Here is an 18,294-nt window from a genome sequence, read left to right as displayed (position 1 = left end):
TGGGCGCCCTCGTCAAAGCCTCCGCGACACGTAGAAAAACGCAAGCCCCGCAAGCCCATCGCAACCCCGATTGACGGAAACAAGGCGAGGAGACCTCTCTTTATGACGACGCCGCTGCTTGGCCAGATGATGGACGTGCCGCTCACCGTGTCTTCGTTGCTCGCGCATGCCGCGCGGCATTTCGGCGATACCGAGATCGTGTCGCGGCGTATCGAAGGCGACGTGCATCGCTACACCTATCGCGACTGCGAAAAGCGCGCGAAGCAGCTGGCGCAGGCGCTGATCGCGCTGAGCGTCGAACCCGGCGAGCGGGTCGCCACGCTGGCCTGGAACGGTTACCGGCACCTCGAAGCGTATTACGGCACCACCGGCTTCGGCGCGGTGTGCCACACGATCAATCCGCGCCTCTTTCCCGATCAGATCGCCTACATCGTCAATCACGCCGACGACGCCTACGTGCTGTTCGACACCACGTTCGCGCCGCTTGTCGATGCTCTGGCGCCGCAATGCCCGAAGGTGCGCGGCTGGATCGCGCTGGCCGACGAAGCGCATCTGCCGAAGATGCAAACGCCCGTGCTCAGCTACGAGACGCTCGTCACCGCGCAGGACGGCAACTACGCATGGCCGCCGCTCGACGAACGCCAGGCGTCGTACCTTTGCTATACGTCCGGCACCACCGGCAATCCCAAGGGCGCGCTGTATGCGCATCGCTCGACCGTGCTGCATGCGTTCGGCGCTTCGCTGCCCGACGCGATGGGCCTGTCCGCGCGCGACTCCGTGTTGCCGGTCGTGCCGATGTTCCATGTGAACGCATGGGGCATTCCGCACGCCGCGCCGCTGACCGGCGCGAAGCTGGTGTTTCCCGGCAAGGATCTCGACGGCAAATCGCTGTATGAACTGATGGAAAACGAGCGTGTCACGTATTCGGCCGGTGTGCCGACCGTCTGGCTCGGCTTGCTCAACTACCTGCGCGAGGCCGGCGTGCGCTTTTCGTCGCTGAACCGCACGGTGATTGGCGGTTCAGCGTGTCCGCCGGCGATGTTGCGCGCGTTCCAGGACGAATACGGCGTCGAAGTGATTCATGCATGGGGCATGACCGAGATGTCGCCGCTCGGCACCTTGTCGAAACTGACGTGGGAACAAAGCCAGCGCTCGCCGGACGAGCAGCGCAAACTGCGCGCAAAGCAAGGCCACGTGATCTACGGCGTCGACATGAAAATCGTCGGCGACGATGGGCGCGATCTGCCGTGGGACGGCGTCGCTTTCGGCGATCTGCACGTGCGCGGCCCGTGGGTGATCGACCGGTATTTCCGCAAGGACGATTCGCCGCTGGTGAACGGCTGGTTCCCCACCGGCGACGTCGCCACCATCGACCAGGACAGCTTCCTGAACATCACGGATCGCTCCAAGGACGTAATCAAGTCGGGCGGCGAATGGATCAGCTCGATCGATATCGAGAACGTCGCGATCGCGCATCCGGCGGTGGCGGAAGCGGCGTGCATCGCCTGCGCGCATCCGAAGTGGACCGAGCGGCCGCTGCTGGTGGTGGTCAAGCGCGCGGGTTTCGACGTGACGCGCGAAGAACTGCTCGCGTTCTATGACGGCAAGGTCGCCAAATGGTGGATTCCCGACGACGTCGTATTCGTCGAAGAACTGCCGCACACGGCCACCGGCAAGCTGCAGAAACTCAAGCTGCGCGACCTCTTCCGCGACCACGTGTTGCCGTCCGCGCTCGCAGACGAAAAGGACTGTCCGCTTGCCAGGGGAAACCCTGTCCAACGATAAATTGAACGAGCGTGCTTTTTTGTGTATTCTGCCTGCTGACCCCGGAAAAATCGGACACAAAGTTGGACAATGAGCCAACTCGATGAACCGGACGGGCGGCGCGCCATGCGCCGCCTCATCGCATGGAGGCAGGCAGATGGCAGTGGACTACACGACTCATGACGGCGTGGCCGTCATCACGCTGAACAATCCCCCCGTAAACGGCCTCGGCCTCTCGACGCGAGCGGGTATCGTCGAAGGGATCGAGCGTGCGCAGAACGATCCGGCCATCAAGGCGATCGTGCTGACGGGTGCGGGCAAAGCCTTCTCAGGCGGCGCCGACATCACCGAATTCAATACGCCCAAGGCCACTCAGGAGCCGACGCTCGCCACAGTCATCAGGACCGTCGAGAGCAGCGCGAAGCCGGTGGTCGCGGCGATTCACAGCGTCGCGATGGGCGGCGGTCTCGAACTGGCGCTCGGCGCGCATTACCGCATCGCCGCACCCGGCGCGCAGATCGCGCTGCCGGAAGTGAAGCTCGGCATCCTGCCGGGCGCGGGCGGCACGCAGCGTCTGCCGCGTGCGATCGGCCTCGAAGCGGCGCTCAACATGATCGTCTCCGGCGCGCCGGTGATGTCGGAGAAGCTGGCCGACTCGGGTCTGTTCGACGAAGTCGTCGAAGGCGATCTGGCCGAAGCGGCGCTCGCGTTTGCCCGTCAAGTCGGCGCGAAGGAAGGCCCGCATCCCACGGTGCGCGAGCGCAAGATCGAACATCCGAATGCGGCCGGTTTCATCCAGTTCGCCCGCAACAGCGTCGCCGCTGTCGCGAAGCATTTCCCGGCGCCGCAGAAATGTATCGACGCAGTGGAAGCGGGCGTGCAGAACGGTTTCGACAAGGGTCTCGCGTTCGAGCGCGAATGCTTCATCGCGCTCGTGCAAACGCCCGAGAGCCGCGCGCTGCGTCATGCGTTCTTCGGCGAACGCGCGGCGAGCAAGATTCCCGACGTGCCGTCGGATACGCCGGTGCGCGACATCAGGCAGGTCGCCGTGATCGGCGCCGGCACGATGGGCGGCGGCATCGCGATGAACTTCATCAATGCGGGTATTCCGGTCACGCTGCTGGAAACGAAGCAGGAAGCGCTCGAGCGCGGGCTGGCTACGATCCGCAAGAACTACGAAGCCACGGTCAGGAAGGGCAAGCTCAAGCCCGAGGCGCTCGAACAGCGCATGGCGCTGATCACGCCGACGCTCTCCTACGACGACCTGAGGAACGCCGACCTGATCGTCGAAGCCGTGTTCGAAGAACTCGGCGTGAAGGAGCAGGTGTTCAGGCGTCTCGATGAGATCGCCAAACCCGGCGCGATCCTCGCGTCGAATACCTCGACTCTGGACGTCGACAAGATCGCCGCGTACACGTTGCGTCCGCAGGACGTGGTCGGCATGCACTTCTTCAGCCCGGCCAACGTGATGAAGCTGCTCGAAGTCGTGCGCGGCAAGGAAACGGCGAAAGACGTGCTCGCCACCGTCATGCAACTGGCGAAGAAGATCAGGAAGACCGCGGTCGTCTCGGGCGTGTGCGACGGCTTCATCGGCAACCGGATGATCGAGCAGTACATCCGCCAGGCGCTCTTCATGCTCGAAGAAGGCGCGCTGCCCGCGCAGGTGGACAAAGCCATCGAGAAGTTCGGCTTCGCGATGGGGCCGTTCCGCATGAGCGACCTGGCCGGTAACGACATCGGCTGGGCGATTCGCAAGCGCCGCTATCAGGAACATCCTGACATGCACTATTCGAAGATCGCCGACCGTCTGTGCGAGACGGGGCGTTTCGGGCAGAAGACCGGCGGCGGCTGGTACGACTACAAGGCGGGCGACCGCGCCGCGTATCCGTCGAAGGTGGTCGACGAGATGATCACCGCGTACTCGAAGGAAACCAGCGCCGGGCGCCGCAAGATCAGCGACGAGGAAATCGTCGAACGCCTCGTGTTCGCGCTCGTGAACGAAGGCGCGAAGATTCTCGAGGAAGGCATTGCGTCGAAGGCGTCGGACATCGACATGGTCTATCTGACCGGCTACGGCTTCCCGCTCCATCGCGGCGGTCCGATGCTGTACGCGGACACGGTCGGCCTTTACAACGTGGAGCGCGCGATTCGCCGCTACGCGTCGCAGCAGAACGGCGATGCGTGGCAGCTGGCGCCGAGCATTGCGGAGCTGGCGGCGAAGGGCCGTGGCTTTAATGGCTGACCGGGCTGAGTCGGCTGAACGGCCGCCCGGCTGAAAATGAGTGAAACGAGTGGGCGGCGCGGCTGAGCGAAAACGCCGGCGCGCCGCCATCGACATCTGGAAGTACCAGCCAACTTGTATGGGACCCGAGTAAGCGCTAAAGCGCCAACTCTGGTCGACAGCTTTGCATGGGACCCGAGTAAGCGCTAAAGCGCCAACTCTGGTCGACAGCTTTGCATGGGACCCGAGTAAGCGCTAAAGCGCCAACTCTGGTCGACAGCTTTGCATGGGACCAGAGTAAGCGCTAAAGCGCCAACTCTGGTCGACACAGGAGACTTGCATGACTGACGCCGTAATCGTATCGACTGCCCGTACGGGTCTCGCCAAATCATGGCGCGGCGGATTCAACATGACGCACGGCGCGACGCTCGGCGGGCACGTGACGCAGGCCGCCGTCGAGCGCGCGAAGCTCGACCCGGCGCGCGTCGAAGACGTGATCATGGGCTGTGCGAATCCGGAAGGCGCGACGGGCATGAACATCGCGCGCCAGATCGCGCTGCGCGCCGGTTTGCCGGTCAGCGTGCCGGGCATGACGGTGAACCGTTTCTGCTCGTCGGGTTTGCAGACCATCGCACTCGCCGCGCAACGTGTGATCGCCGGTGAGGGCGACGTGTTCGTCGCGGGCGGCGTGGAGTCGATCTCGTGCGTGCAGAACGAGATGAACCGCCACATGCTGACTGAAGGCTGGCTCAGCCAGAACAAGCCGGAAATCTACTGGTCGATGTTGCAGACGGCCGAGAACGTCGCGAAGCGCTATTCGATCTCGAAGGAGCGTCAGGACGAATATGGCGTGCGCTCGCAGCAGCGTGCCGCGGCTGCGCTCGAAGCCGGCAGGTTCAACGACGAAATCGTTCCGCTGACGGTGCTCGCCGGCGTCGCCGACAAAGCGACCGGGCGTCTCTACACGAAGGCGGTCACGGTCAGCGCCGACGAAGGCATTCGCGCCGACACGACGCTCGAAGGCGTGTCGGCGATTCGCACGGCGCTGCCGGGCGGCGTGATTACCGCGGGCAATGCGAGCCAGTTCTCAGACGGCGCGTCAGCTTGCGTCGTGATGAACGCGAAGGTTGCGGAGCGCGAAGGTTTGCAACCGCTCGGTATTTTCCGCGGCTTCGCGGTGGCCGGTTGCGAGCCGGACGAGATGGGTATCGGCCCGGTGTTCGCGGTGCCGAAGCTGCTCAGGCAAGCGGGTCTCAAGGTCGAGGACATCGACCTGTGGGAACTGAACGAAGCGTTTGCGGTGCAGGTGCTGTATTGCGCCGACAAGCTCGGCATTCCGCACGACCGTCTGAACGTGAACGGCGGCGCGATTGCGGTCGGTCATCCTTATGGCGTATCGGGCGCGCGTTTGACCGGCCATGCGCTGATCGAAGGCAAGCGGCGCGGCGCGAAGCGGGTCGTCGTGACGATGTGTATCGGCGGCGGGCAGGGCGCGGCGGGCCTGTTCGAAGTGGTTTGATCCGGCTTGTGACGCGGTGAAAAGCGGGTGTCGTGTGGTTCGGTGCGAGTCGACGTTCAGGCGTGGAATCCGCGCCACCCGTTTTTTACCTGAGAGGCAGGCACCGTCAGCGGCACATGCATTGTACCGGCCGGTTTTGCGGCCGAAGAGCAGGGTCAAGCCGGGCTGCTTGTCAAGCCGGGCTGCGCAGAAGGATTCTGACCAGGTTGGACAGGCTGCGCGCGGTCCGACGGACGAAGCCGTTGTTTTCAGGCCGCTGCGGTTGAACAAGGAACACCGCCGCGCGTGCGGGTGCTGCGCTGATCGACACGACGCCGCGCTGTGGCGTGACGTATTGCTCGCCTTCATGCACGGTGATCCTTGTGGGCATGACGGCGTCGCCCAACCACGCCAGCGAATGGTCGCGAAAGCCGAGTTGCAGATTGCCTTCGACGGCCACGATCGAGGTTCGCGCCCGCAGGTCGAGCAGGGTCGCCTGACCGGCGTGAAGGTGTGAGCTGGCGGCTTCGCGAGGCAACGAGGCGCGGGATTGACTGGCAGGCATGATCGATTCCTTTAAACCGTTTTCATGCCATCAAGCTTATGGAGTCCGTCGAAGTGAAAACAGCCGCAGCCATCTGCAATGTGAACCGGTGCAGCCGAAGGTTTTCGCATGCTGTATCGGTCGCAATCGCGGGGATGTGTATCTGTTGCGGCGCGCGAACAGTCCGCACCATCGGCTCATGACCCATTCGACCCTCGCGCCTGAAGCGCCACAAGACAGCTTGCCCATGGACAGCCGGCCTCCTGATGGCCGGCCCCCGGAGAGCCGCCCCCAAAGGAGCCCGTCCCCGGAGGGACAGCCCCCGGAGAGCCGGCCTCCTGATGGCCGGCCCCCGGAAACCCGGCCTCCTGATGGCCGGCCCCTCTACGTCCAACTGGCCGACCAATACCGTCGCGCGATCGACACCGGCGTGCTGCGCCCCGGCGACCGCATGCCGTCGATGCGCGCGTTCATGCAGCGCCACGGCGTGAGCCTGTCGACGGCGACCGAGAGCTATCGCGCGCTGGAACGCGCCGCGTTGATCGACGCCCGTCCGCGCGCCGGTTATTTCGTGCGCGCCCGGCTGACGGCGGCCTTGCCCGCGGCGAGCGAACCCGACCTCGCGGTCGCGCCTGGCGGCGCGCAGTTCGTCGGCATCCATTCGGCCATTTCGGCGATCGTGTCGAAATTCCAGCGCTATCCCGACGCGCTGAATCTGGGCGGCGCCACCGCTTCCCCCGATCTCTATCCCACCGACGCGTTGCAGAAAGCCGCATTGCGCGCATTACGCCGCCGCCCGACCTTGCTGACCGCCGTCGGCCACGATCAGGGCGATCCGGCGTTGCGCGCGATCATCGCGCGCCGGGCGTTCGACGTCGGCATCCAGATCGGCGCCGACGACGTGATCATGACCCACGGCGGCATCGAAGCCGTGAACCTGGCGTTGCGCGCGGTGACCCAACCCGGCGACACCGTCGCGGTCGAATCGCCATGCTTTTTCGGCTTGTTGCAGGCGCTGGAAAGCCTCGGTTTGCGCGCGCTGGAAATCCCGGCGAGTCCGTCGACGGGCCTCGCGGTCGAGGCCCTGGCGTTCGCGCTGCAAACGCATCCCGACATCAAGGCCGTGGTGGTCGTACCGAATCTGCAAAACCCGCTCGGCAGCGTGATGCCCGATGCGCACAAGGCGCGGCTCGTCGAACTGTGCGCGCGCGCCCGCATCCCGCTGATCGAAGACGACCCCTATCGCGAACTCGCCGACGCCGCGCAGCCGCCCAAAGCGTTGAAGGCGTGGGACACCGACGGCACGGTGATCCACTGCACGTCGTTCAACAAGACGCTCGCGCCTGGCATGCGGGTAGGCTGGATCAACGGCGGACGCTGGCATCCGCGTATCGGCATGCTGAAGTTCGCGCAGTCGCGGCATAACGAGCAGTTGTCGCAAGTGGTGCTCGCCGAGTTTCTCGAAACGAATGCGTATGAGCGGCATCTGCGGCGCTTGCGCGACCGTCTGCGGATCCAGCGCGAACGGATGGCAGCCGCTATCGCCGCATCGTTTCCGGAAGGAACGCGCTTTACGCCGCCGTGCGGCGGGATGTTTTTCTGGATCGAGTTGCCCCGCAATGTATCTTCCGCGAGTTTTTTCGATGCCGCTCTGGATGAAGGCATACGCGTAATGCCGGGGACGGTGTTCTCGAACGCGGGGCGCTTCGATCATTTCATTCGCTTGAGTTCGCCGAGCACGGATCTCGATCTCGCGGACGAAGCGGTGCGCAGGCTAGGGCGTCTGGCGGCGCGGATGGTGGCACGAGTGGTAGCACATGCAACCTGATCCGATCGGCCAGCCGGCGCGGCGCCCGCGCATGTGCGAACGCCATACCGGGTATCATTTCCTGCTGCGCGTGCGCGGCATGCAGCGCACGTTCGAGCAGCCTGAAGCCTGCGGACTTTCGCGCGACCCGTCAGCGCCGAGCGCGGATGCAGAGTCCCCAGCCCAACGAATTGAATCGAAGAAGGTAACCCCGTGATCCGTCATATTGTGATGTGGAAGCTCAAAGAAACCGCCGAGGGCGCAACCCGTGCGGACAATGTTCTGAAGCTGAAAGAAAAGCTCGAAGGCTGCCGCGACATCGTGCCGGGCATCCTGAAGCTCGAAGTCGGCATCGCGCAGCCGGGGCTGGAGTCGACCTACGACGTCGTGCTGGTCTCCGATTTCGCCGACAAGGCCGCGCTCGACGCGTACCAGGTTCATCCGCAGCACGAAGCGCTCAAGGGCTTCGTCGGCGCCGTGCGTGAAGCGCGCCAGTGTGTCGATTACGAAATCTGAAAGCAGCGCAATGACCGATTCGTCCTCATCCAAAGCGAACAGCGCGGCGCTGCCCGAGAGCCCGTTCGTCGACCGGCTCGGCGCGCAGCTCGTCTCGGCTGCCGACGGCGTCAGCGAGGTCATGCTGCCGTTGCAGCCGGATCACATGAACACGTGGGACGTCGCTCACGGCGGCGTCACGATGACGCTGGCCGACGTCGCGCTCGCGATGGCCGCGCGCAGTCTGGCCGGCGACGGCGTCGGCGTGGTCACCGTCGAGATGAAGGTCAACTTCATGCAGCCGGGGCGCGGCGAGTTGCGCGCCACCGGCCGCGTGCTGCACCGCTCCACGACGATGGCCTATTGCGAAGGCGAGATCCGCGACAGCGAAGGTCACTTCGTCGCCAAAGCGCTCGGCACCTTCAAATACATGCGGCGCCTCGCCGTGGGCCGCGACGTGACGCAACAGCGTCTGCGCAGCGATCCTTCCGCCAAACCCGGACCAAGCGACGGCTGATTCTCCGTGGACGGCGCTTATCGGGAACCGCGCGCGCCGTCGGTGCCTTCGCAAACGTTGTTCGCATCATTCGCCGTTCGCATCATCCGCGCTGTTCACAACAGCGCACAACATCGCACAACATCGACCCATGGAGACGATCGTCATGCCCCAGATCAACCGTCAGCTCGTGCTCGCTTCGCGTCCGCAAGGCGCGGTCACGCCCGATAATTTCAAGCTCGTCGAAACGCCGCTCGCGCCGCTTGCCGATGGCGAATTCCGCGTGCGCAATCATTTCCTGTCACTCGATCCGTACATGCGCGGCCGGATGAACGACAGCAAGTCGTACGCGGCGCCGCAGCCCCTGAACGAAGTGATGATCGGCGGCACGGCGGGCGAAGTGGTCGAGTCGAAAAATCCGAAGTTCGCGGTCGGCGACAAGGTTGTCGCGATGTTCGGCTGGCAGGAGTACGGCACCTCGAACGGGGCGGGCGTGCAGAAAGTCGACGACACGCACGTGCCGCTGTCGGCGTATCTCGGTCCGGTCGGCATGCCGGGCGTCACCGCCTGGTACGGGCTGAACAGAATCATCGCGCCGAAGGCGGGCGAGACGGTGGTGGTCAGCGCGGCGAGCGGCGCCGTGGGCAGCGTGGTCGGGCAACTGGCCAGGCTGGCCGGCGCGCGCGCGGTCGGCATTGCGGGCGGCGCGGACAAGTGCCGCTACGTGGTCGAGACGCTCGGCTTCGATGCCTGCGTCGATTACAAGGCCGGCAATCTGTATCAGGATCTGAAGGCGGTGACGCCGGACGGCGTCGACGGCTACTTCGAGAACGTCGGCGGCGAAGTACTCGACGTGACCCTCGCGCGCATGAACGCGTTCGGCCGCATCGCGCTGTGCGGGTTTATCGCCGGTTACGACGGCCAGCCGATGCCGCTCAAGCATCCGTCGCTGATGCTCACACAGCGTCTGCTGGTGCAAGGTTTCATCGTCAGCGAGCACATGGACGTGTGGCCGGAAGCGCTCAAGCAGCTCGGCACGCTGGTCGCGCAGAAGAAGCTGCAGTATCGCGAGACCATCGCGCAAGGGCTCGACCAGGCGCCGGAGGCGTTCATCGGTCTGCTGAAGGGCAAGAACTTCGGCAAGCAGCTCGTCAAGCTGATCTGATTCATTTGAGCCCGGCTGAAGAACAGCTCAACCCAGGAGGCACACGATGTTCGAATTCGAAGGCAAGGTGGCGGTGATCACCGGTGCGGCGAGCGGCTTCGGCCGTGCGTTCGCGGAGAAGGGCGCGTCGCTCGGCATGAAGCTCGTGCTGGCCGATGTCGATCCCGCCGCGCTCGCGCAAACCGTCGACGCATTGCGCGCCGGCGGCGCCGAAGTGCTCGGCGTGCCCACCGACGTCGCCAGCGCCGCCCAGGTCGAAGCGCTCGCACAAGCGGCGCTCGGCGCCTTCGGCAAGGTTCATCTGCTGTTCAACAACGCGGGCGTGGGTTCGGGCGGCTTCCTGTGGGAAAGCTCGGCGAACGACTGGGCGTGGGTGTTCGGCGTCAACGTGATGGGCGTCGCGCACGGCGTGCGCGTCTTCACGCCGATCATGCTGCGGCAGAACGAGCCGGCGCATATCGTCAATACGGCGTCGGTGGCGGGCTTGCTGTCGCCGCCCGCGATGGGCATTTACAACGCGTCGAAGCACGCGGTCGTGTCGCTCACCGAGACCCTCTATCACGACCTGCAATTGGCACAAGCGGCGCAAGCGGCACAAGCGGCGCCAGGCGGCGAGGTCGGCTGTTCGCTGCTGTGTCCGGCCTTCGTGCCGACCGGCATTGCCAACGCGGAACGCGCGCGGCCCGAGGCGCTGCGCAACGACACCGGGCCGACGCGCTCGCAAATCGCCGCCGGCAAGCAGCTGCAACGCGCGGTGCAGTCCGGCAAGCTGACGGCGGCCGACGTCGCCGCGCTCACGTTCGAGGCGATCAAGACGCGGCGTTTCTACGTCGTCACGCATCCGGGCATCATGGAGACGGTGAAGCTGCGCCACGACGACATCGAACAGCAGCGCAATCCCACCGATCCGCTGTCGCTGAAGCCTGAGGTAAAGAGCGAAAGCTAGGCGCTCATGGCATCATACGGCGCTCGTTCCGCTCACCCTCGGCGCACCCGCGCCACTTGACGCACAATGCCGCTGAATCCGAAACTCGAGCAGGTGCTCGACATGATCGCGCGCGCCAGGCGCCCGCCGTATCACGAACTGACCGCGCAACAGGCGCGCGCGTCCTACGAGAAAAGCGCGCCGATTCTGGAGATCGCGAGCGCGCCGATGTTCGCGCTCGAGGATCTGCAAGTACCCACGCGCGACGGCGCGGCAATTCGCGCGCGCCTTTATCAACCTGTCGAGGCGAGCTGGGCCGAGCCTGCGCCCGCGCTGGTCTATTTTCACGGCGGCGGCTTCACGGTCGGCAGCGTCGATACGCACGATGCGCTGTGCCGGATGTTCGCGCGCGATGGCCGCTGCACGGTGCTGTCGGTCGATTACCGGCTCGCACCCGAGTACAAATTCCCCACTGCCGTTGACGATGCATTCGACGCACTGACCTGGCTGCACGCGCACGCCGCGCAATACGGCGTGGATGCCGGACGGCTCGCGGTTGGCGGCGACAGCGCGGGCGGCACGCTGGCAACGGTCTGCGCGGTGCTGGCGCGCGACGCCGGCATCGAGCTCGCGCTGCAATTGCTGATCTATCCAGGCACGACCGGTTATCAGCAGACCGATTCCCACTCGCGTCTGGCCGACGGCTTTCTGCTGTCGGGCGATACGATCCAGTGGTTCTTCGAGCAATACGTCCGGGATGCCGGCGATCGCGACGACTGGCGTTTCGCGCCGCTCGACGGCAAGCGCGGTGCGCCCGATTTCAGCGGCCTCGCGCCGGCCTGGATCGCGACCGCCGAATACGATCCCTTAAGCGACGAAGGCGATGCCTACGCGGAAAAGCTGCGTGCGGCGGGCAACGAGCTCACGCTAAAACGCTATCCGGGCATGATCCACGAGTTCTTCAAGATGGGCGGCTTTGTACCCGAGGTCGCGCGGGCTCATGCGGATGCCGCGGCGGCCTTGCGCGCGGCGTTCGGCGTCGTGGAGTTCGATATCGGGTAATGGCCGCGACGTTTCAGGCGATCGCGCGTTCGACGTTGAACGCGAAGCTGCGCTCGAAGCCGCCGGGCCGGACGATCCGGTGCGAGCCGTTGTCGTCGCTGCGCTCGGCGACTGCCACGCCGATCACGTCGCCGTGTACGAGCACCCGCAGCGCGGTGGTGCCGCGCGTGCCGTATTCCGGCGTTTCGATAAACGCCGCCGACAGCGCCCGTTCGCGTTCGAGCGGAATGCCGGTGGCCGGCAATTCGTCGTCGCGGGCGAGGCGCGGATCGCGCAGCAGATCGATCAGGCGTTCGAGCGGCGGCGCCGGATCGCGTGCGAGCAGGGCGCCCAATTCCGCGCGCTTGTTGACCAGCTTCGGCCACGCGGTGTCGAGCACCGCGTTCGAGATGCCGTGCGTGCCGGGTGCAAGCAGCGTCGGCGCGGTGTCCGCGCGATTGCAATACCAGCCGAGTTCGCGTCGCGTCCAGTCGCCGATCAGCAGGTTGAAGCCGTTGTAGATGTCGCCGGTTTGCGCGACATGCTGCAGGTAGTCGAGCGGCGTGGCGTGGGTTCCGTTGTTCCCGTTGGTGGAGCCGATGAGCCAGTCGCTGACGAGCGTGCCGCGGGTCGGTGCATCGGCGCGCATTTCATGCGGCGCGCGATAGTTGGTCAGCGCGGCGAAGCGGCCGTCGCGCGACATTCCCAGCCACGTGCCGCCGCCCACCAGATCGCGGCCGGCGAGCACGGTGGGCGCGTCATGCCACCAGTTGATCGGTTCGGCGGTGCGGCGAAAGAATTCGTCGCGGTTCGCGGCGAGCGTGAAGAGCGGGCCGTTGGCCGCGTCGGGCCGCCAATCGAAGACGATCAGGCACATCGGGCGGAGTCTCCCGGTGGGGATGGGTGAAGTACAAACGACACAAACGCCGGGGAAAACGACGCGAAGTTGCGTCGCTTCAGCCCAGCAGATCAAGCCTCGGTCGGCAACCCGTACGGCAGTTGCAGGAACCGCAACGCCGGGCCATCCGCCACGCCCAGATGCACCGAGCCATTTTCCAGCGCCGCGAGCTTGATCTCCGCCAGCAGATCGACGCCGCCGTCCGGTGCGGACGCCGCGTTCACCACCATCCCGCATGGCTGGCCCGGGTCGTCCGAGTGGAACAGTTCCGCGCCGGCCTTGACCGTGTCCGGTTCGCCCGCCACATTCGCGAGCGATGTGCGCCGCTTGATGGTGCCGCGATACTGGCTGCGCGCCACGACTTCCTGACCCGGATAGCAGCCTTTGCGGAAGTTCACCGCGCCGAGCACGTCGAAATTGACCATTTGCGGCACGAACTGCTCGACCACCGGCTGCGTGATGCGCGGCTCGCCCGCGCGAATGTCGAGCCAATCCCACACCGCCGGCGAGACGCGCTTGAGCTTGTCATCGAGCAAAGGCAGGCGGGCCTCGATCCCGGCTTTCGGTCCGATCCACAGGTAACGCAGCCGGCCGAGCGCATCGGGCACGCGGATCAGCGAACCCGCCGCGCCGTCCACCTTCACGTGCACGCCGTCCGGCAGCGCGTCGAACACGCTGGAGAGCGCGCGGCGCACGTCGCCCGCGAGGCCGACCACCGCCAGCTCGCCGCTCGCATCCACGAGTCTGGCCTTGGCGCGCAGCACGAACATCGAGAGCCGCTTCTGCACCGCGGCCTGCACGTCTTTCGACACCAGCAGGCGGATCGTCTCGCCGCTGCGCCACGTCAGAAACGACGCCAGCAAACGGCCCTTCGCCGAGCAGTAACCGGCGAGCCGCGCATTGGCGGCGTCGAGATGCTGGGTGTCGTTGGTCAGCTGGCCGTGCAGGAAGCTGGCCGCGTCGTCGCCGGTCGCGTCGATCACGCCGAACTGCGTGAGCGGCATATAGGCGCCTTGCTGGACCACGGCGTCGAATTCATCGGGAGCCGGGCGCGGCAGCGTGGGGAGCCCGGCAGGTGAAGAAGATGCCGTAGCAGCGGTGCCTGATGAGGTGCCTGCGAGGGTGCCTGAAGCAGTAGCGAGCGGTGTGTTCATGGATTCGGAGAACAGTCAATTCTGACTTTAGCTAAGGCAAACAAGTATTATATGAGCTTCACCCCAGCCACGTTTCGCATGTCCCTCCTGAAGAAATGTCTCGTCGCCGGCTCAATCGTCGTTGTGCTGGCCGCAGCCGCCATTGCCGGCGGATATCACTGGGCCAATAGCCCGCTCGATTTGACTCCTGCCCAACTCGACGTCACCGTCAAACCGCATAGCAGCCTGCGCAGCGTCACGCTGCAACTCAACCGCGGCGGCGTGCCGGTCGAGCCGGAACTGTTCGTCATCATGACGCGGCTGCTCGGGCTGCAAAGCGAGCTGAAGTCGGGCAACTACGAGTTCAAGACGGGCGTGACGCCCTATGAAGTGCTGCAAAAAGTCGCCCGTGGCGACGTCAACGAATATGTGGCGACGATTATCGAAGGCTGGACTTTCAAGCGCATGCGCGCCGAGCTGGACGCCAATCCGGCGCTCAAGCACGACACCGCCGGCATGAGCGACACCGATCTGATGAACGCGATCGGCGCGCCGGAAGCGGCGATCGGCAACGGCGAGGGGCTGTTTTTCCCCGACACGTATCTGTTCGACAAGGACACCAGCGATCTCGACGTGTACCGCCGCGCGTACCGGCTGATGCGCGTGCGTCTGGACGAAGCGTGGACCGCGCGCGCGGCCAATCTGCCGTACAAGACGCCGTACGACGCGTTGACGATGGCGTCGATCATCGAAAAGGAAACCGGCAAGAAGTTGGACCGGCCGATGGTCGCGGCGGTGTTCGCGAACCGTCTGCGGGTGGGCATGCCCTTGCAAACCGACCCGACCGTGATCTACGGAATGGGCGAGAGCTACACCGGCCGCATCAGGAAGAAAGACCTGCAGACCGACACTCCCTACAATACCTACACCCGGACGGGCCTGCCGCCGACGCCCATCTCGCTGCCCGGTGTCGCGTCGCTGCAGGCAGCTCTGAACCCGGCGCAAACCACCGCGCTGTACTTCGTATCGCGCGGCGACGGCAGCAGTATCTTTTCTGACACCCTCGGCGATCACAACAAGGCCGTGGACAAATACATTCGAGGGCAATAATGGCGCGGGGCAAATTCATCACGTTTGAGGGTATCGACGGCGCCGGCAAGACTACCCATCTTGCCTGGTTTCGTGAGCGCCTCGAACAGAAAGTCGCGGCAAGCGGCCGCTCGGTCGTCATGACGCGCGAACCGGGCGGCACGCCGCTCGGCGAGCAGATCCGCGAGATCGTGCTGCATCAGAAGATGGACCTCGAAACCGAGGCGCTGCTGATGTTCGCGCTGCGCCGCCAGCATCTGGCGGATGTGATCGAACCGGCACTGGCGCGCGGCGACTGGGTGCTGTCGGATCGGTTCACCGACGCCACCTTCGCCTATCAGGGCGGCGGCCGCGGCCTGCCGCGCGACAAGCTCGAAACGCTGGAGCGCTGGGTGCAGGGCGGCTTTCAGCCGGATCTGACGGTGTTGTTCGACCTCGCGCCCGAGATCGCCAACGAACGGCGCAGCGCGGCGCGCGACCCGGATCGTTTCGAGAGCGAATCGGAGGCGTTTTTCAACCGCGCGCGCGCGGAGTATCTGCGCCGCGCGGAAGAGGCGCCGTACCGGTTCGCTATCATTGACTCTTCGCAGAGCGTCGCCCGTATTCAGAAGCAACTTGAAGAGTTGATCACAAATATTTGATTTTAAAATAATATAATCCTGCGTTATAGCGGCGCTGATGATTCGTGCGATGTCTCATCAAGCGCCGTCAACCGATTGAATTAAAAGAGAAACGATGATTTATCCGTGGCAAGCCGATGACTGGAATCGCCTGCAACAGTTGCGCGGTCACTGGCCGCACGCCTTGTTGCTGCATGGGCAGGCTGGCATCGGCAAGCTGCGCTTTGCCCAGCATCTGGCGCAGGGCCTGCTGTGCGAGGCGCAGCAGGCCAATGGCGAGCCGTGCGGCGCCTGTGTGGCGTGCAACTGGTTCTCGCAGGGCAATCATCCGGACTACCGGATCGTCGTGCCCGAAGCGCTGGCTGCCGAAGCAGGCCTCGCCAGCAATGCCGACGAAAAAGCCGACAAGGCAGACGCCGACGAAGGCAAGAAAACCCGCACGCCCAGCAAGGAAATCAAGATCGAGCAGGTCCGCGGCTTGCTCGATTTCGTCGGCGTCGGCTCGCATCGCGGCGGCGCGCGCGTGGTCGTGCTGTATCCGGCCGAAGGGCTGAACCTCGCGGCGGCCAATGCGCTCCTGAAAACGCTCGAAGAACCGCCGGCTGGCGTGGTGTTCCTGATGGTGTCGGCGCGCATCGATCGCTTGCTGCCGACCATCATCAGCCGTTGCCGGCAATGGCCGATGACCACGCCCGCCCCGGATGTCGCGACGCAGTGGCTGGCCGCGCAAGGCGTGGCCGACGCCCCGGCGTTGCTAGCCGAAGCCGGCGGCGCGCCGCTCACGGCACTCGCGCTCGCCGGCGACGAAAACCGCGCACTGCGCGACTGGACGCTGAAGCAACTGGCGGCCGGTCCGGATTGCGACGCCTTCGCTTGCGGCGAAGCGCTGCAGAAACTGCCGGTGCCGCTGGTGCTCGGCTGGCTGCAACGCTGGACGTACGACTTGCTGGCGCAGCGCACGGCCGGCGCGCCGCGCTATTTTCCGCAGGCGTCGGCGGCGTTGACACGCTGTGCGTCGCAGGCCGACGCCAGCGCGTTTGCGCGTTTCATGCGGACCGTGACGCGCCAACGCGCTGTGGAGAACCATCCGCTGAACGCGCGGCTGGTGTTCGAGGAACTGTTTATCGGCTACCGCGAGCTGTTCGCGTAAGCCTGCTGCTTTCGTGCGCGGGCCTTGTCGGCGCCTCGCTCCCGGGCCCGTCCGCTGTCCCGCCTTTCACCCCAGGTTCAATACACCATGACCCTTTCCTACCGCGACGCCACCCTCGACGACTTGCCGGCGATCGTTGCCATCTACAACTCGACTGTGCCGTCGCGGCAAGTGACCGCCGATCTGGAGCCGGTCAGCGTCGAAAGCCGGGTGGCCTGGTTTCACGCGCACGGTCCGCAAAAGCGTCCGCTGTGGGTGGTGGAAGATCCGCAAACCGGCAGCGTCATCGCATGGCTGAGCTTTTCGGATTTCTACGGCCGCCCAGCCTATCAGCGTAGCGCCGAAGTCAGCATCTATCTGGACGAAAGCGCACGCGGCAAGGGCCTCGGCAAGCAGTTGCTGGCCGCCTCGCTCGCGGCGGCGCCGGCGCTCGGCATCGACACGGTGCTCGGATTTATCTTTGGCCACAATGAAGCGAGCCTGCGCCTGTTCCGCGGCTTCGGCTTCGACACGTGGGGTTCGCTGCCGCGCGTCGCGGTGCTGGACGGCGTGGAGCGCGATCTGGTGATTCTCGGCAAGCGGCTCGGCACGGCCGCCGCCTGATCCACCTCAAGCTATTTATCAGCAGGACACACCATGTTTGTCGACTCGCACTGCCATATCAACTTCGAAGGACTCGCCGACCGCCTGCCGCAGGTGCTGGAGAACATGCGCAGCCATTCGGTCACGCACGCGCTGTGCGTGTCGGTCGATCTCGAGACGCTGCCGTCCGTGCTGGAGATCGCCAGTCAGTATGAGAACGTTTATGCGTCGGTCGGCGTGCATCCGGATCACGAGGATATGCGCGAGCCGAGCGTCGCCGAGCTGATCGAACTGGCCGAACATCCGAAAGTGGTCGCGATCGGCGAGACGGGGCTCGACTACTACCGCCTGGAAGGCCGCACGATCGCCGACATGGAATGGCAGCGCGAGCGCTTTCGCACTCATATCCGCGCGGCGCACGCCACGCAAAAGCCGCTGATCATTCACACGCGTTCGTCGTCGGAAGACACGCTGCGCATCATGGCCGAGGAGCGCGCGAGCGAGCCCGGCGGCGTGATGCATTGCTTCACCGAGCCGTGGGCAGTCGCCAAGCAAGCTCTGGCGCAGAATTTTTACATATCGCTGTCGGGCATCGTCACGTTCAAGAGCGCGACCGACGTGCAGGATGTCGCGCGCCGTGTGCCGCTCGACCGGCTGCTGATCGAAACCGACTCGCCGTACCTCGCGCCGGTGCCGTATCGCGGCAAGCCTAATGAACCTGCGTACGTCAGCTATGTCGGACGGTTTATCGCGCAACAACGCGAGATGCCGGATACGGCGCTGGCCGCTGCGACCACGCAAAACTTCTTTCGGCTTTTCAAGATCCCCGCGCCGGCTGGCGTGTGATCGACAAAGATTAAATATAT

General features: G+C 65.0%; 17 protein-coding genes. 14 read left to right on the top strand and 3 right to left on the bottom strand.

What is annotated here, in order from left to right:
* Nucleotides 1–102: 102 nt before the first annotated feature.
* The 3 genes from AC07WT_RS09510 (at nt 103) to AC07WT_RS09500 (ending at nt 5,504) form a co-directional block, all read left to right on the top strand.
* Entirely contained in the window at nt 103–1,785 is a 1,683-nt protein-coding gene (locus AC07WT_RS09510; RefSeq protein WP_494946876.1) for a 3-(methylthio)propionyl-CoA ligase, read from the top strand.
* Nucleotides 1,786–1,921: 136 nt separating this feature from the next.
* Nucleotides 1,922–4,006, top strand: a complete 2,085-nt coding sequence (locus tag AC07WT_RS09505; protein WP_494946875.1) for a 3-hydroxyacyl-CoA dehydrogenase NAD-binding domain-containing protein — start codon at nt 1,922–1,924, stop codon at nt 4,004–4,006.
* Between the two features lie 319 nt (nt 4,007–4,325).
* On the top strand, nt 4,326–5,504 hold the full coding sequence (locus AC07WT_RS09500; protein ID WP_494946874.1) for an acetyl-CoA C-acyltransferase: 1,179 nt from the start codon (nt 4,326–4,328) through the stop codon (nt 5,502–5,504).
* A 172-nt stretch (nt 5,505–5,676) separates the two neighbouring features.
* Here AC07WT_RS09500 and AC07WT_RS09495 read toward each other — a convergent pair whose 3' ends face one another.
* On the bottom strand, nt 5,677–6,048 hold the full coding sequence (locus AC07WT_RS09495) for a hypothetical protein (protein WP_494946873.1): 372 nt from the start codon (nt 6,046–6,048) through the stop codon (nt 5,677–5,679).
* A 178-nt stretch (nt 6,049–6,226) separates the two neighbouring features.
* On the opposite strand from AC07WT_RS09495, the gene AC07WT_RS09490 reads away from it, so the two are divergent.
* From AC07WT_RS09490 to AC07WT_RS09465, 6 genes are all read left to right on the top strand, one after another.
* Nucleotides 6,227–7,855, top strand: a complete 1,629-nt coding sequence (locus tag AC07WT_RS09490; RefSeq protein WP_494946872.1) for an aminotransferase-like domain-containing protein — start codon at nt 6,227–6,229, stop codon at nt 7,853–7,855.
* A gap of 192 nt (nt 7,856–8,047) precedes the next feature.
* Nucleotides 8,048–8,350 (top strand): Dabb family protein, encoded by a 303-nt coding sequence (locus AC07WT_RS09485; protein ID WP_492593675.1) that lies wholly within the window; start codon nt 8,048–8,050, stop codon nt 8,348–8,350.
* A 10-nt stretch (nt 8,351–8,360) separates the two neighbouring features.
* Nucleotides 8,361–8,846 (top strand): PaaI family thioesterase, encoded by a 486-nt coding sequence (locus AC07WT_RS09480; RefSeq protein WP_492593674.1) that lies wholly within the window; start codon nt 8,361–8,363, stop codon nt 8,844–8,846.
* Between the two features lie 145 nt (nt 8,847–8,991).
* Nucleotides 8,992–9,990, top strand: coding sequence for an NADP-dependent oxidoreductase (locus tag AC07WT_RS09475; RefSeq protein WP_492593673.1), 999 nt, complete (start codon nt 8,992–8,994; stop codon nt 9,988–9,990).
* Between the two features lie 46 nt (nt 9,991–10,036).
* Complete coding sequence (locus AC07WT_RS09470) at nt 10,037–10,936, top strand: SDR family oxidoreductase (RefSeq protein ID WP_494946871.1); 900 nt, start codon at nt 10,037–10,039, stop codon at nt 10,934–10,936.
* A 66-nt stretch (nt 10,937–11,002) separates the two neighbouring features.
* Nucleotides 11,003–11,977: an alpha/beta hydrolase gene (locus AC07WT_RS09465; protein ID WP_494946870.1), complete on the top strand. Its 975-nt coding sequence runs from the start codon at nt 11,003–11,005 to the stop codon at nt 11,975–11,977.
* Nucleotides 11,978–11,990: 13 nt separating this feature from the next.
* Here the strand turns inward: AC07WT_RS09465 and AC07WT_RS09460 are convergent, their stop codons facing one another.
* Both AC07WT_RS09460 and ygfZ read right to left on the bottom strand, forming a co-directional pair.
* Nucleotides 11,991–12,833 carry an NRDE family protein gene (locus AC07WT_RS09460; RefSeq protein ID WP_494946869.1) on the bottom strand — a complete coding sequence of 281 codons (843 nt, stop codon included), beginning with the start codon at nt 12,831–12,833 and terminating at the stop codon, nt 11,991–11,993.
* Nucleotides 12,834–12,925: 92 nt separating this feature from the next.
* Entirely contained in the window at nt 12,926–14,008 is a 1,083-nt protein-coding gene (gene ygfZ, locus AC07WT_RS09455; protein ID WP_494946868.1) for a CAF17-like 4Fe-4S cluster assembly/insertion protein YgfZ, read from the bottom strand.
* A gap of 78 nt (nt 14,009–14,086) precedes the next feature.
* On the opposite strand from ygfZ, the gene mltG reads away from it, so the two are divergent.
* From mltG to AC07WT_RS09430, 5 genes are all read left to right on the top strand, one after another.
* A complete protein-coding gene (gene mltG, locus AC07WT_RS09450; protein ID WP_494948415.1) occupies nt 14,087–15,097 on the top strand; it encodes an endolytic transglycosylase MltG in 1,011 nt (336 codons plus the stop codon).
* Nucleotides 15,097–15,717 carry a dTMP kinase gene (tmk, locus tag AC07WT_RS09445; protein WP_494946867.1) on the top strand — a complete coding sequence of 207 codons (621 nt, stop codon included), beginning with the start codon at nt 15,097–15,099 and terminating at the stop codon, nt 15,715–15,717. Before mltG ends, tmk begins: the two co-directional genes overlap by 1 nt.
* Nucleotides 15,718–15,811: 94 nt before the next feature.
* Entirely contained in the window at nt 15,812–16,846 is a 1,035-nt protein-coding gene (locus AC07WT_RS09440) for a DNA polymerase III subunit delta' (protein WP_494946866.1), read from the top strand.
* 87 nt (nt 16,847–16,933) lie between these two features.
* A complete protein-coding gene (locus tag AC07WT_RS09435; protein ID WP_494946865.1) occupies nt 16,934–17,449 on the top strand; it encodes a GNAT family N-acetyltransferase in 516 nt (171 codons plus the stop codon).
* Between the two features lie 33 nt (nt 17,450–17,482).
* Nucleotides 17,483–18,274 (top strand): TatD family hydrolase, encoded by a 792-nt coding sequence (locus AC07WT_RS09430; RefSeq protein WP_494946864.1) that lies wholly within the window; start codon nt 17,483–17,485, stop codon nt 18,272–18,274.
* The last annotated feature ends 20 nt before the right edge of the window (nt 18,275–18,294 follow it).

The sequence above is a fragment of the Paraburkholderia sp. GW821-FHT02A12 genome, assembly GCF_059422005.1.
Note: the sequence above shows the minus strand (reverse complement) of the source record. Positions and strands in the feature narration are given on the sequence as shown.